The following is a 14,564-nucleotide window of genomic DNA, read 5'->3' as shown; positions in this document are numbered from 1 at the left end:
TTCAGGCAGGTCAGATGTCCTGAAGACCGAATTTGAGCTCTGCTTCCGATACCACCTGGCCGTTCACCAGGCAGCGGCCGAGGGCCTGGCCGATGTTGCCGCGCATCTTGGTCATCTCCGCTTCAATGATGAGCGTATCACCGGGGACCACGGGCCGGCGGAATTTGATCTTGTCCGCGCTCATGAAGTAGCCGAGCTTGGTGGCGTTGCCGGGCTGGCGCAGCATGACGATGGAGGCCACCTGGGCCATGGCTTCCAGTTGCAGGACGCCCGGCATGACCGGATGCCCCGGGAAATGGCCCTGGAAGAAGAGTTCATTCATCGTCAGGTTCTTCAGGCCGCGGCACTTGGTTTCCCCTTCAAAGCCGATGATGCGGTCCACCATCAGGAAGGGATAGCGGTGCGGCAGGAGGTTCATCACTTCATTGATGTCCAGCACGGCGTCTCCGTACGGCACGTTGACCGGGTTGGGGGCCATTTGCTGGTTGCGGCGGTGTTCCTTCTTCAGCTTGGCGGTCAGCTCCGTGTTCGGGCCATGGCCCGGCTTGATGGCGATCACGTGGCCCAGGATGGGCTTTCCGCACAGGCTGAGGTCACCGATGAGGTCCATGGCCTTGTGGCGGGCGAATTCATTGATGAAGCGCATGGGCTCCTTGCTCATGAGTTCCTCTCCGCGGATGACCACGGCGTTTTCCAGGCTGCCGCCCTTGATGAGGCCTTTTTCCAGCAGGGGCTTGATGTCCTCGTAAAAGGTGAAGGTACGGGCCGGGGCCAGTTCCTTTTCATACGTTTCAGGCGTGATGACCGCGTCAAAGTACTGGGTGATGCGGTTTTCCGGGCCCACGCAGGTGACGGAGACGCGGAATTGCTTGGAGGGGAGAATGGTCAGGATGGAACCGCCCTTGGTTTCAATGGTGACGGCTTCCCGCACTTCCAGATAGCGCCGCGGCACATCCAGTTCCACGATGCCGGCGCTCTTGATCAGCTCCACGTAGGGGGCGGAGGAACCGTCCCCGATGGGCGGTTCATTGGCGTCCATTTCAATGACGGCGTTGTCAATCCCCATGCCCGTGAGGGCGGAAAGGATGTGTTCCACGGTGTGTACCTTGACGGAGCCTTCCGCCAGGCTGGTGGCGCGCTCCACGGTCTGCACCTTTTCCACGTCCGCGTTGATGAAGGGCTGGTCCGGAATGTCCACCCGGCGGAATTTAATGCCGAAGTCGGCAGGGGCCGGCTTCAGCGTCAGGGTCACGGGCTGTCCCGTATGCAAAGAGGTACCGGCCAGGGAGGCCGGAGAGCCGACAGTTCTTTGGTTTCCACATGCCATATGCGGGGAATGCTAGTTAATGAGCTCCCGTTTGGAAAGCACGAAATCACGGATTTTCCTGTAAATTCAGGGAATGGACGGTATTCCGGCGTGTCATCCGGAGAGGGAGCGGAGAAAGGGCGCTTGAAAAAACGCCTTTCTCCCGGTAGTGATGTTCCATGCACATCACAGCAGGTCCCGGCATTTCCCGCGCATTCATTCTTGGCGCCGGGCTGGGCACCCGTCTGCGGCCCCTGACCAGCGTGCTTCCCAAGCCGCTGATTCCCTTTTTCCATGAGCCCCTGGTGCTGCATTCCATGCGCCGCTGTTATGACTGCGGCATCCGGGAGTTCATTATCAACACACACCATCTGGCGGAAGCCTGGGACCGCGTGTTCCCGGACCGTTCCTGGAACGGGTGCCCCGTTCATTTCAGCCATGAAGCCGTACTGCTGGATTCAGGCGGCGGCGTCAGGAAGATCAAGCCCTGGGCCTCCGCGGAGGAACCCCTGCTGGTGATGAACGGGGACATGGCGGCCACCTTTGACCTGTACCGGCTGCTGGAGGACCATCTGCGGAACCGCCCCGCCGTGACGCTGGCCCTCCGGACTGCCGGAGACAAGAGGAATGTGGGCTTTGACCCTTCCTCCGGACTGGTGACGGATATGCGGCACGCCCTGGGGCGCGATCCCGGTTCCCGCCAGTTTACCGGGGCATACTGCATGGAACCGGAGGTTTTCAGCCATATCCCTCCCCATGGGGCCGTTTCCATCATTCCCGTTTTTCTGGACTACATCCGCCAGGGACGTCTGCGCGGCGTGCCGGCGGACGACGGCCTGTGGATGGACATGGGCACTCCGGAGTCCTACATCCAGGCCCATCTGGACTTTCCCTCCCCTGCTCCGCGCATTCATCCGGACGCGGAAGTGCCTCCCGGGGCCTCCGTGGACGCTGCCAGCGTGATCGGGCCCCGCGCCGTTGTGGAAGAAGACTGCCGCCTGCGGGAATGCATCGTTTGGCCCGGCGTCCGCGTTCCCGCCGGCACCCGTGCGGCACGGCGGATTTTTCATCTCTCTCTTTGACTGCCCACCCATGCCTTTCCTGCGTTTTCTCCTTCTCCTCTCATTCTTCTGCGGCACGGTCCAGGCGGAACACCGCGTGTTCACCAGAAAAGACGGCTTCCTGTCCATGCGGGACAAGCTGAACGTCTATTTTTTCCAGTCCGGCACGCACCGCCTTCTGGTGCGGGATGAAGGGAGCGTCAGGGCTCCCAGGTACGGCTCCCTGGACAAGGCCATGCGGAAAAGCCCCTGCGTGGCCGGAGTCAACGGCGGATTCTTTGGCGCGGACGCGGAGGGAACCCCGCTGGGCCTCGTCGTCCAGGACGGCAAGCGCCTTTCTCCGCTGGCCACGGGTTCCTTCGTCGTTTCCGGAGTCGTTTATGAGGACGGTAAAAGCGATCTGGCCCTTGTCCGCAGTTCCGTGCTGAAACGCATGAAAAAACTGCCCGCCATGCAGGCGGCCATTCAGGGCGGCCCCTTTCTGGTGGAGAACGGTTCAGCCGTAAAGGGGCTTAACGCGCAGAAGTCCACCTACCGCACCTTCATCGCCACGGACGGCGGCAAGCGATGGTGCATAGGCGTTTCCTCCTCACTGACGCTGAAGGAACTGGCCGACTGGCTGGCTTCTCCCGGAGCGCTGGGGGATTTCAGGGTAAAGACGGCGCTGAACCTGGACGGAGGCTCTTCCTCCGCCTTCTGGTGCCATGAGTCCGGCATTTCCTACCCCGCATTCAAGCAGGTCAGGAATTACCTGGGCGTAGCGCCGCGCCGGTAAACGCCGTCCTTCACGGGGCCGGCGTTTCTCTTTCCCTTATTCATCCTGCGCAGGAGAAGAGCTGCAAACAGCAGGAAACAGGCCAGGACGGCCCAGTCCCCCAGCAGGGCGTACAGGGTTATCTCCGTACAGCCTACGGGCAGCGTGGCGTTCATCACCCCCCGGGTAAACGGGGAACCGGAGGAATCCCTCAAATCCGCAATGACCGCGCCGTTGGGCGCCAGGGCCACGCTGACACCGGTATTGGCGGCACGGACCATGGAGCGGCGCAGTTCAATGCACCGGAACGCCGCATTGCGCCAATGCTGTTCATTGGCGCTGGAGCGGTTGAACCAGCCGTCATTGGTGACGTTCACCATCAGCTGGGGCCCCTGCCGCACGAAGCGGCGCACCCAGCCCCCCACCACGTCCTCAAAGCACACCAGCGGGATGACGCCCACCGTGACGGAGCTTCCCGGCCGGATGGGAACGGGAACGGGCTCCGTGGAGGCGCCCGGCGTGTAATTCAGTCCCATGGCCGTTCCGGCGGAAGCTTCAAAGGCCTTTTCCAGGAACGGGAAGGTTTCGCGCATGGGAATGTATTCTCCGAAGGGGACCAGCATGGCCTTGGCGTGCGGCCTGGCCGTGGAATAGTCCCCCTCAAACACGGTGAGGCAATTGTAGGCCCGTGCCACGCGGCCTTCATCGGAAAGGTAAATGTCATCCGTTCCCGTGAGCAGGATGAAGTTGCCCAGATTGTTCCGGATGGCCTGCACGTAGTCCTCCTCCGCGCTCAGGAAATTGACGTTGTCCTGTTCCGGAAAGAGCTCCCCTGTGGAATCACGGTAAAAGGTGGAGATGGGGAAAGAGCTCTCCGGCCAGATCACCCAGGACGGCAGGTCCAGGGAGGCCTCCGTCCCGTTTCTGGCGGCCTCTTCCAGGGTCCGGGCTTGAAGGTCCAGCAATCCCTGCTCCGTCGTATCCAGCAAAGCCCTGTAAACGGCGCCCCTGTTGGCGGCGTCCCATTTTTCCTTCTGGCTCAGGTTGAGCTGCACGGTCATGACGGGAACGGTCCATTTGCCGTTCCCGGTAACTGCGGAGGAGTGGGGGGAGTAGCGCGCCGTCCAAAGCACGCCCACGACAAACATGACCAGCAGGACGGAGACCAGGGAGAAGAAGTCCCAGGGCACCGTGCGCCTGCCTTCATGCACCACCATGGTTCCGGCCCGGCGGCAAACGCGCCACAGCCAGATGGAAAAGACTACCGGCATAAAGGCCAGGGCCGTCACCCCCGTGTATTCCGCCCACTGGGCCAGGGGATTGCCGTACAGGGCCACGCCCAGGTTGTTCCAGCCGAAGCCCGGTATCAGCCAGCCCCGCACCCATTCCAGGCACACCCACAGGGCCGCTCCGCCCAGCGCGGCGGCGGCGCTGGGCAGCATGTCCGCCATGGCCCAGGCTTTCCAGGCGGCCCGGCGGTCCGTTCCCGTCTGCTGCGCATCCGGCAGGGGCTGGCCGTCCGGGCGGAAGAACACGCCCATGACCAGTGCCCAGACGCCGGGAAACAGGCCCCCGTAAAAAATCATCAGCGGAATGTAGCCCAGCGTGCTGACCTCATTCACCCACCAGAAGGAGATGCCGTAATACGCCACGCCGAAGAGCCAGCCGTACAGGGCATAAGCCAGGGCCCCTTTCCTCCCCTTCCGGCGGGGGCCGTACCACAGCGCCGTGAGCAGCGGCAGGAAGCCTATCCAGACGCAGCCGCTCCAGTCCACGGGAATAAAGGAACAGGCCGTCAATACGCCGGAAAGGGCGGCCAGCAGCAGCCCGGCCCAGACGGGCAGGAGGCGGGGGGGGGAGGGGGAAGCGGTGTTCATGGTAAAAAGCCTTCTTTTCCGGAAAAGGCACGCCGGCATTCTTCCTTATGCTGACTCATTCCTGCAACAAAAAAGATTGCAAAATTCGGCCAAATGCGGAAATAGTGGGAGCAGTTCATACAACCCATCACACATATGGCAGATATCGACGAAAAAACACCTCTTAACGTCCCCGGCAAGTTTTACGTGGACAGCTCCTGCATTGACTGCGACCTTTGCCGTGAAACGGCTCCGGAAAACTTTGGCAGGGATGATGACGAAGGCGTCTCCTACGTCAAGAAGCAGCCTGACAACGACGAAGAAACGGCTGCCTGCGTGGAAGCCATGGAAGGCTGCCCCGTGGAAGCCATCGGTGACGACGGCGAATAATATAATTTCATATTATTTTTCAAACCGCCCGGGGCTGTTGACATTCAACGCTCCGGGCTTTTAATTGATATTCATGCCTTTTCCGCAGTCTCCATACGTCCCTGACCGGGACCGTCCGGATCCCTACGCCTCCCCTGTCCGGTATGAATACCTTTCCCGTGACGAACGGGAGGTGCGGCAGGCGCTGGCGGACTGGTTCCAGGTTTCCCCCGGAACCAGTGAGACGCGGAATCTCCATACGGCGGAGTCCCTGCTGGGGGATATTCTCGCCAAACTGCCCCTGGATGAAGAAGGGATGGATCCGGAACTTCTCCGGAAAGGCTGGATGGCCGCCGCAGGGCCCTTCCTGGGCCAGCAGGCCAACCTGCTGTCCATCGTCAAGGGAGTGGCTACCGTGCAAGTGCTCCAGCCCGCCATGCGCTACCACCTCCAGCAGTGGCAGGGCGCCCTGCTGGGGAAACTGAAGGAGCAGTTCGGCAAGAATGCCGTCCATTCCATCCGCATACGGATAGGATAATTTTTCCTCCGGACAGGCGCCCTACCCTGTCAATCTCCTGATCTTCATTGCGTTAACGGAGATTGGAAACATGTTCGGGATTTGTAATCCGCTGTCAAACGGATTTTTTTCTTTCCTGATTTACGGTCAGGACCTTCCCGCCGTTTCCCGCGGCTTTCCCAAAGGTGAAAGTCGCAGGAAAATAAATGGTGGATATTTTTATCATCATCTTTTAATCAGTAAATTAACCATTTTGTTGCCGTTAATGTTTCTTTAGCGGATTACAAATCCTGTAGCTTCATCATGAACCAAGTGAAATACGCGCCATGGCGGGCGCGGCCCTTTCCCTTTCCAGCAGCAACTTAATATACTGATGAACACGACCTTCTTTCTGGCATTATCCACAGCGGCAGCCCTGGCGGCATCCGGAGCGGAAACATGGAGCTCCCTGGACGGAATCATTCCGGAACTGAAGATGGGGGAAACCGCGGTCACCCGCATTAATTATTCCTCCGGAAGCGCTCTGATCGCGAATGGAGGGCCCTCCGCAAATAACGTGCAGTCCGTCCTTGGCGCCCTGGACGCCGGATGGTATTCCGGCACCAGGAATAACAATACCGGTACGCTTGCTTCCGTGACGGCGGACGGCACTACCAACCTGGTTTCCGCCACCGGCGCAGGCGGAGGGTTTACCGCCGTCAAATTCCATGAAGTGTCCGCAACTACCCTGGCCGGATATGAAGCCCTGAGGATTTCCTTTGATACGGGAGGGCTTTACGACGCCAGCAGAACGGGACAGCCCCAGAATTTCAGCCTTTGGTACAGCCTGGGGGGAGAGGCAGATTCCCTTCTCCAGGCCGGGTCCACGATTTCCGGGCTGGCGGGGAATGTCAGCAACAATTCCTATGGCTGGACGATTTCCAAAGAGGAGTACGGCAGCTTGTTTGACCGGGGAGCCACCTTTTACCTGGTGATGAATACCGGCGTTCTTAATACCAGTTACGCTTACCAGGAGCTTGCCGTGAGCAATTTCAGCATGGAGGGCCTTTTGGTTCCGGAGCCTTCCTCCGCTGCCGTCACGCTGCTCGGGCTTGGTGTCTGCGTCCTCAGAAGGAAAAGAAGGTGAGACAACAGAAAAGACCAGTGTTCCGCGCCATTTAAAGTTTGATGAAAGAGAGGCTTTTATTTAAGTGTATTACTATTATGCGACTGGCATCCTCCCTCCTTTTGCTGGCATCAGGCCTGATGCTCTGTTCCCCCTCTTCCTACGGAGACTGGACTTCCCCGCACCCCCTCCAGCAGGAAAAAGCCGCACCGGTGCCCCTCATCCCCTTCCCGGCCCAGGTAGACTGGAAACCGGGAACATGCCCTAAAAAAGCGCCCGTTTCCGTGAAAAAGAACGCCGCCCTGGCTAAAACGCTGGGCAAGGAAGGCTACGAGCTCCAGATCCGCCCCAACGGCATCCTGATCAGGGCGGCTGCCGACGCAGGCGTTTTTTATGCCCGCAGGACGCTGGACCAGCTGGGCGCCAAGGGGGATTACCCGTGCTGCGACATCAAGGACAGCCCGGCATTCGCCATCCGCTGCTTCATGCACGACGTAGGCCGCAATTTCCGGCCCATTGAAACGCTCAAGGCGGACATTGACGAGATGGCCCGGCTCAAGATAAACGCCTTCCACTGGCACCTGACGGACTACCCCGCATGGCGCATCCAGTGCAAGAAGTACCCTGTTTTAAATGATCCCTCCAAGAGGATCAAGGGGCGGGACGTCAACGACACTTATACCTACGACCAGATCCGGGACCTGTTCCGGTACGCCAAAAAGCGCCACATCCAGATCATTCCGGAAATCGACATGCCGGGGCACAGCACCTATTTCCAGAATTGCTTCGGCTTTCCGATGCACGACCCCAGGGGCGCCAAGATTCTGGAGGAACTGCTGGAAGAATTCTGCCGGGAAATTCCGGTGGAAATGTCCCCCTACCTCCACATAGGCGCGGATGAAATCCACATCCCCAACGGGAAGCAGTTTGCGGACCGGATGGCGGCCAAGGTCAAATCTTTGGGACGCCAGCCCATCCAGTGGGCGGGCAATAACGACCTGCCCGTTTCCGGTGACAGTTACGCCCAGTTGTGGAATGACGAGAATTCCGTAGGCCTGCCGAACCCCGCCAAGCAGAAGAATCCCTATTTTGACTCCACGGCAGGCTACATCAATTCCTTTGACCCCGGCATCCTGGTGCGCAGGAATTTCTTCCGCCAGCCCTGCGGAACGGCGAAGAGCGACGACCATTCCCTGGGCGTCATCCAGTGCCTGTGGCCGGATACCCGGGTGGAGGACAAGAAGAACATCCCCATCCAGAGTCCCCAGTGGCCGGCCATGTTCGCCATGGCGGAACGCAGCTGGAAGGGCATTCCGGAGGACGGCTCCCGCTTTGCCGGAAAATTGCCGGAAAAGGATACGGAGGCCTATCAGGCCTTCTCCCTGTTTGAAAAACGCATGGAAGCCCTGGCCGGAAACAAGCCCTTCCCCTACTGGCGGGATTCCTTTGTGGAATGGACCGTGTCCGGCCCCGTTCCGAAAGACAGGCAGGAGGAAGTGAGGAACGGCCTGCTGGCCGCAAAATCCCCCGCGGGCGTGGAGCAGATCCAGGCGCGCGGCGGCAACCTGTATTTCCGCACGCGTGCGGGAGCGGAAGGCCTGTTCTCCAAGACCAAGCCGGGCAATACCGCCTGGGCGGAGACGACCTTTTACGCGCCCAGGGCAGGCACCATGTACGCCATGGTAGGCTTTGACGCTCCGGCCCGCTCCACACGGCGCTGTTCCGGCGTTCCAGCTGCCGGGGAGTGGTCCCAGTGCGGCACCAGGATATGGGTGAACGGCAAGGAAGTGAAAAACCCCCAGACCTATAAGCTGGCAGGACAGCGGCGTTATGAAAAGCACACCTGGAATTCTCCTGCCAATGAAATATCCTTTGACAATGAGGAATTCTGGTGGGCACGGCCTCCGGTCCCCTTCCAGGTAAAGGCCGGGGAAAATAAAATCCTGATTGAACAGCCGTACACGGGCAGCTTCCAGTCCTGGGGAGTCAGCTTCATTCCGGTGAAAAAATCGGGAGACCGCTGGGTTGCCGATCCAAGCTATTACGTCAAGGCCAGGGGGGAAAAGTAGGATTCCAGCTTTCCGGTTGCCATGAGAAGTAAACATTTATTCCCCCTGCTGGCTTTTCTGCTGGCGGTTCCTTTCGCCACGGCCGCCCAGCGGCCCAATGTCATTCTCATCCTGATGGATGACATGGGCTGGGGGGATCTGCCCTCCTGCCAGGACCAGCGCATGAAGGAGGGGCTTCCCGCCATGGACAACCCCGGCCTGCGCTCCCTGGCCAGAGAGGGAATGACGCTGACGCGCCATTATTCCTCCGCCCCGCTCTGTGCCCCCGCCCGGGGCTCCCTGTTCACGGGCGTGCACCAGGGCCATGCCAAGGTGATCCGGGACAGGTCCTTTGACCTGCCCATTGAAAATGCCCCCACCCTCGGCACGGTCATGCAGTCCGCCGGGTACAGGACGGCTCTCATCGGCAAATGGGGGATAGGCGGCGGCCGGGAGCATGCGGGCACCCCGCAGGAATCCACGGCCTACCCCACCAAACGCGGCTTTGACTATTACTTCGGCTACCTGGACCACGTCAGCGGCCACCACCATTATCCCAAGGAAGACCCCAATCCCATTTCTCCGACCAAAAGAAGCGGCATCTGGGACGGGGACAAGTGCATTACGGCGGATTGCGACAAGGCCTATTCCGTGGACCTGCTGACGGCCCGCGCCAAAAAATGGATGATAGACACAAACCGCCAGAATCCCCGCCAGCCCTTCTTTCTGGCGCTGACCCACATCGCCCCCCACTCCCAGCTTCAAATACCCACCGGCCCGTATCCGGAAGGCCGGGGCGTGAAAGGCGGCGTGCAGTGGCTGGGGAAGCCCCACAAACTGGTCAACACCGCGGAGGGCAAGATCAACTCCTACATCTATCCGCGCTATGCGGACAAGAAATGGCCCATGGCGCAGAAGAGGTACGCCACCATGATCGCTCGCCTGAGCGATTCTTTTGAAGACCTCATCCAGACCCTGAAGGACCTGAACATTGACAAGAACACCGTCATCATCATGACGTCCGACAACGGGCCCCATGACGAGGGCGGCCAGAATCCGCAGTTTTTCCGCAATTACGGGCCTTTTGACGGCATCAAGCAGGATGCGTGGGAGGGCGGCTTCCGCGTTCCTGCCATCGTGCGCTGGCCCGGCCACGTTCCGGCCGGTTCCGTAAGCGACCATCCGTCCCAGTTCCACGACTGGATGGCGACGCTGGCCGCCATCGGCGGCGTCAGGGCGCCCTTCCGCAGCGACGGCGTTTCCCTGCTCCCCACTCTGCTGAACAAGGGGGCCCAGCCGGAAAGCCGCCTGTACATGGAGTACAGCGCCAAGATGTCCCAGAGCAAGAAGACGACGCCCGGCTACAAGGACTTCCTGCCGTCCAGGAGGAACGCCGTCCGTGGTGACGAACAGATGGTTTACATTGGCAAATACAAGGGGGTGCGCACCAACATCCAGTCCCATGCGGACCCGTTTGAGATTTACGATACCGCGAAGGACCCGGCGGAACGCCATGACCTGAAAGACACGCCGGAAGGCAAAAAGATGCAGCCCGTCATGCATGACAGGGTGCTGAGGATGCGGCGCATTTACGATTACACCCACCCGGAACGCGGCACCTTTGCCCAGCGGCCCTATGATGAAGAACCCGTTCCGGCCCTCAGGAAGGAGGAGATGCCCGGAAAACTGGTTCCCCTGACGGCGCAATCCGCCCAGGGCGTCCTCCGGAAGGGCGGCAGCATGAAAAGAGTGCTTTACCTGAACGTTCCGGAAACGGGGAAATACGTCTTTTTCATGAAAACTCCGGCCAAAAAGGGGGCCATGGCATTCGTCAGGCTGCACGACGCTCACCTGCTGGATGCGGAATACGGCTACAGGCCCGGCGCGGAGGTATCCTCCTCCATGGGGGAAAATACCACGGAAGGCGCGCCTGACCAAACGGGCCGGAAACCCATCCCGCTGGAAAAGGGCTGGCATCCCCTCCTGGTGGAGACGGAAGGCTTTTCCGAGCTTCCCACCCTCTTCTGGCAGAAGGAAGGCGGCAAAAAAGAGGCCATTCCGGCCCGGGCCTTCCGCGTGGCGGCCCCCTGAATCTGTGATGCGGGGACGGCCTTCCCTCCCCGCCGCTTTTCCCCTGCGGCCCCGGAAGTCATTTCCCCCCGGTCATCAGGATGAGGGCGCGCGGGAAATACCGCTTGATGAACAAATAAACGCCACGCGCCAGCATGTAAACCACAGGCGCCAGGCACCACCACGCCCAGGCGGGCCATGGAGACGGGAAGCACATTTCCACGCCCGTCAGGGCAATCAGCACAAAGATATGGGAGCAATACACGAAGAAGCTGCCGGAGGCCCATTCTGCCATGCGCCGCGCCGCTCCTGAATTGACGGTTTTCAGCACTATCCCGAAGCTCAGGAAGGCCAGCACGGCCAGCCCTGAAAAAGCAGCGGCCGGAACCGGGAAGGTATCCGTACAGCTTGCCCAGACCAGCGCAGCACAGGCCAGCAGAATGGAGCCGTGGACGGCCAGGGGCAGTTTTTCCCAGCGGTTCAGGCAGTCCGGCACGGAAGACGCCAGCAGGAGGCCGAGCACAAAATCCCCGAACATGTAGGGGCTGGGCCATGCCAGGGAATCATCCCACCGGTTCAGGAAAAGGCACAACAGGCCCAGCGTGTAAAGAGCCCAGCGGACCCTGGAAAGAAGAAACGCGGCCAGCGTGAATATCATCAGGTCACGCAAAAACCACATGGGGGTGAGCATGGGGCACGCCCCCAGGCCGAATACGGAAGCCAGCGCGCCGGGAGAAACGGGCATTCCCGCCAGCAGCCAGTAGGCCGCACACCAGAACAGGTACGGGCGCAGCAGGGACATCAGCCGCCCGGCGGTCCATTTGGCCGCGCCCGCCCCCAGCAGGCGTGGCGCGGAAAAATACCCCGCCAGCAGGAAAAACACCGCCAGCGCAGGCCCGATCAGCCATTGGTTGGGAGGGAATCCCGCGGAAGGGATATGCTGCATGACAACCACCAGCGTGGCCAGCAGGCGCGCAATCTCCACCCAGGGCAAACGGCCCTGAAAGACAGGGGTGGCGGGGAGAGCGGTCATGGCGGCGCCATTCTGGACGAACCGTGCCGCAAAAGCACTATTTTTATTGCCCGTCCGTTTTTTAGCATCCTTCCAGTATCCTGCCGGCCGCGGGTTCAATTTCTCCAAAGCTTTTGACTCCGGGCGGGTTCTCCACATGAAGGCCGAGGTGCTTTTCCATCCAGACCACGTGGTACCAGCGGTGGAATTTATACCCGCACCGGTGGAATTTGCCCGCCATGTGAAAACCCAGCTTTTCATGAAACCTGATGCTGTCCGCGGCAAGGTATTCATCCTCTTTCTCCGGACAGGCAATGCAGGCGTACAGGTTCAGGATTCCCTGCTCCTTCAGAATGAGTTCCAGGGCTTCATACAGCCTGGAGCCTATGCCCAGTCTTTTTCTGTCCGGAGCCACATAGACGGAAAGCTCCGCGTCCCACTCATAAGCCGCCCGTTCATGAAAGGCGCCCGCATAGGCATATCCCAGAATTTTCCCGTCCGCTTCCGCTACCAGCCAGGGATATTTTTCCTGCACGCGCCTGATCCGTGCGGCAAATTCCTCCGTGGAGGGAATTTCATATTCAAAGGTAACCGCCGTAGCTGCCACATAAGGCGCGTAAATGGACAGGAGCGCCTCCGCATCCCGTTCCGTTGCCGCCCGCAGGCTGATTCCGTGCCTGTGTCCGGCAAGAGGCTGTGAAGGCGTGCACGTATCCATGGCCCTTTCTTCATACCGTGCCGGGGCCGTTCTGTCACTCTTTCTATTGACGGAAGACCGCAACTTTTGCGGCGCTCCATGGATTGTTTCCAGCCGCGCCGGAGAATAGGTCCTCTTCCATGTTTTTCTATGGCCCTCCTGCTGGGAACAAGGGGACTTGCCCCCCTTGGAAATTCCCAATGAAAATGGGGAGAGGAAAATTTCCCTCCGCTCCGCTTCGGAACAATTTCCTGGACGAAGGCCGGAGGCCTCCGCTCCCAGCCGGCGGATGAAGGACCATTCCCGGGAACATGCCCTTCCCAGCATTTTTTCACAGCCACCTTGCCGGAAACAAGGGGCCTGATTCATCTCCCCCTGCGGACCTATGCCTCGCATTCCTGTCCAACCGGGAATCCCCGCATTCCCGTCCCATAAAAAACGGCCGGATTCCCGACGGGACCCGGCCATTGGAAAGGATGCCCCGTGCACCAGGGCCTGCGTTCAGGAATAAAAACCGGTGTCCGGTTCCCGTTCCTGCCGCCTGCGCTTGAAGTAGGGGTTGCGGTAGCGGTGGATGCAGTTCCTGGGGGCGCCCGGGGTATAGTGGAGCGGGTCCGCCTCCCTGGCGGCTTCCCGGCTCAATATCTCCACAAAGTCCTTCAGGGACATTTCCAGGTCCGCATCATGGCATGCCAGAGCGGCGGATATGCGCACCATGCCGTTGTCATAATCCACATACATGGCGAACAGCGTGGTCTGGTACAGATGCCACGGTTCGTCATCCGTTTCTCCGGACTGGTGGCCGCTGATGGCCTCCAGCAGCCACGTCAGCGCGTGTTCCAGTTCCAGATTGTCCAAAACATCCCGTATAAGGGACGTTTCATGGCCAAAGACGGCCACACTTTCCTGTTGTCTTGCCCTGTTGATTTTCATGTCTTGGTTCTCCTTTCCGGCTTGCGGGACGGCGGATCATCCTACCGCTCCAACGTACTTGGACACTTTTATTCAGCAGGTTGTTCAATTTGAAACGGGATTATTTCAATTCATGTCCACTTTTCCGATATAGGGCAATTCCCGGTAACGCCCGTCCAGGTCCATTCCGAACCCCACCAGGAAGTCATTTCCCCAGGTAAAAGCGACGTAATCAGCCTCAAAGGGCACTTTGCGGCAGCAATGCTTGTCCACGGCCACGGCGGTGAGCACCCGCTTCACGCCCCTGTTTTTCAATTCCCGGCAGACTTCAGCAAGCGTGGCACCCGTGTCCAGCACGTCGTCCACCACCAGAACGGGTTCCTCCGGATGGAAGGAACCGCAGTCACCCTCCCAGACAATGGAGCCGGAGGCCGCCATTCCCGCATAGCTGGTGACTTTGACGGCTTTCACCGCAGGACGGGATTTCAAATGCCCCGTCAGCAGGGTCGCGAAAGGAAGGGCGCCTTTCAACAACAGGAGCAGGACGTAGTTCCGCCCCGCCATGTCGGCGTCAATGGAAGCGGCCAGTTCCTTGACGCGGTCATTGATGGCCTGCTCCCCAATCAAGGGAGTGATGGTGTAAGTCATGGAAGCGGAGGAATGATAACGCCCCGGACATGGAAATCAACCTTGGAAGAAGAATGATTGGCGGGCGGAAACGCTTCCGGCATGGGTCCCTTCCCGCCTGAACGCGGCGGCGGCCGTTTCTTCCGCTTTCCGCTTACAGGAGTTTGCCCATGAATTTTATGCGTTGTCCAGGGTTTGCGGAAAGTGGCGGACGGGGGCGCATTTAACGG

The 14,564-nt window shown here is 59.9% G+C and carries 13 protein-coding genes; 7 read left to right on the top strand and 6 right to left on the bottom strand.

Annotated elements, in window-relative coordinates; all coding sequences use genetic code 11:
- Positions 1-10: 10 nt before the first annotated feature.
- Positions 11-1,327 carry a bifunctional UDP-3-O-[3-hydroxymyristoyl] N-acetylglucosamine deacetylase/3-hydroxyacyl-ACP dehydratase gene (locus ABGM91_RS10615; protein WP_215429542.1) on the bottom strand — a complete coding sequence of 439 codons (1,317 nt, stop codon included), beginning with the start codon at positions 1,325-1,327 and terminating at the stop codon, positions 11-13.
- A gap of 158 nt (positions 1,328-1,485) precedes the next feature.
- Here ABGM91_RS10615 and ABGM91_RS10610 point away from each other — a divergent pair, with 158 nt between their 5' ends.
- Both ABGM91_RS10610 and ABGM91_RS10605 read left to right on the top strand, forming a co-directional pair.
- A complete protein-coding gene (locus tag ABGM91_RS10610) occupies positions 1,486-2,388 on the top strand; it encodes a sugar phosphate nucleotidyltransferase (RefSeq protein WP_354832193.1) in 903 nt (300 codons plus the stop codon).
- Between the two features lie 10 nt (positions 2,389-2,398).
- Positions 2,399-3,142: a phosphodiester glycosidase family protein gene (locus ABGM91_RS10605; protein WP_354832191.1), complete on the top strand. Its 744-nt coding sequence runs from the start codon at positions 2,399-2,401 to the stop codon at positions 3,140-3,142.
- Here ABGM91_RS10605 and lnt read toward each other — a convergent pair.
- Positions 3,115-4,998, bottom strand: a complete 1,884-nt coding sequence (gene lnt, locus ABGM91_RS10600) for an apolipoprotein N-acyltransferase (RefSeq protein WP_354832189.1) — start codon at positions 4,996-4,998, stop codon at positions 3,115-3,117. The genes ABGM91_RS10605 and lnt overlap by 28 nt on opposite strands.
- Positions 4,999-5,133: 135 nt before the next feature.
- On the opposite strand from lnt, the gene ABGM91_RS10595 reads away from it, so the two are divergent.
- From ABGM91_RS10595 to ABGM91_RS10575, 5 genes are all read left to right on the top strand, one after another.
- Positions 5,134-5,367 (top strand): ferredoxin, encoded by a 234-nt coding sequence (locus ABGM91_RS10595; protein WP_215429550.1) that lies wholly within the window; start codon positions 5,134-5,136, stop codon positions 5,365-5,367.
- A 73-nt stretch (positions 5,368-5,440) separates the two neighbouring features.
- On the top strand, positions 5,441-5,884 hold the full coding sequence (locus ABGM91_RS10590; RefSeq protein WP_354832187.1) for a DciA family protein: 444 nt from the start codon (positions 5,441-5,443) through the stop codon (positions 5,882-5,884).
- 352 nt (positions 5,885-6,236) lie between these two features.
- On the top strand, positions 6,237-6,989 hold the full coding sequence (locus ABGM91_RS10585; RefSeq protein ID WP_354832185.1) for a PEP-CTERM sorting domain-containing protein: 753 nt from the start codon (positions 6,237-6,239) through the stop codon (positions 6,987-6,989).
- A gap of 77 nt (positions 6,990-7,066) precedes the next feature.
- A complete protein-coding gene (locus ABGM91_RS10580) occupies positions 7,067-9,037 on the top strand; it encodes a family 20 glycosylhydrolase (RefSeq protein WP_354832183.1) in 1,971 nt (656 codons plus the stop codon).
- Between the two features lie 21 nt (positions 9,038-9,058).
- Positions 9,059-11,107 (top strand): sulfatase-like hydrolase/transferase, encoded by a 2,049-nt coding sequence (locus ABGM91_RS10575; protein WP_354832181.1) that lies wholly within the window; start codon positions 9,059-9,061, stop codon positions 11,105-11,107.
- 58 nt (positions 11,108-11,165) lie between these two features.
- Here ABGM91_RS10575 and ABGM91_RS10570 read toward each other — a convergent pair whose 3' ends face one another.
- From ABGM91_RS10570 to ABGM91_RS10555, 4 genes are all read right to left on the bottom strand, one after another.
- Positions 11,166-12,119 carry an acyltransferase family protein gene (locus tag ABGM91_RS10570; protein ID WP_354832179.1) on the bottom strand — a complete coding sequence of 318 codons (954 nt, stop codon included), beginning with the start codon at positions 12,117-12,119 and terminating at the stop codon, positions 11,166-11,168.
- A gap of 61 nt (positions 12,120-12,180) precedes the next feature.
- Positions 12,181-12,816 carry an N-acetyltransferase family protein gene (locus tag ABGM91_RS10565; protein ID WP_354832177.1) on the bottom strand — a complete coding sequence of 212 codons (636 nt, stop codon included), beginning with the start codon at positions 12,814-12,816 and terminating at the stop codon, positions 12,181-12,183.
- A gap of 480 nt (positions 12,817-13,296) precedes the next feature.
- Complete coding sequence (locus ABGM91_RS10560) at positions 13,297-13,728, bottom strand: hypothetical protein (protein WP_290565888.1); 432 nt, start codon at positions 13,726-13,728, stop codon at positions 13,297-13,299.
- Between the two features lie 105 nt (positions 13,729-13,833).
- Positions 13,834-14,355, bottom strand: coding sequence for a phosphoribosyltransferase family protein (locus ABGM91_RS10555; protein ID WP_354832175.1), 522 nt, complete (start codon positions 14,353-14,355; stop codon positions 13,834-13,836).
- Positions 14,356-14,564 lie beyond the last annotated feature (209 nt).

The sequence above is a fragment of the Akkermansia muciniphila genome, assembly GCF_040616545.1.
Classification (GTDB): Bacteria; Verrucomicrobiota; Verrucomicrobiia; order Verrucomicrobiales; family Akkermansiaceae; genus Akkermansia; species Akkermansia muciniphila_E.
This window is presented reverse-complemented; position numbering and strand designations above follow the sequence as displayed.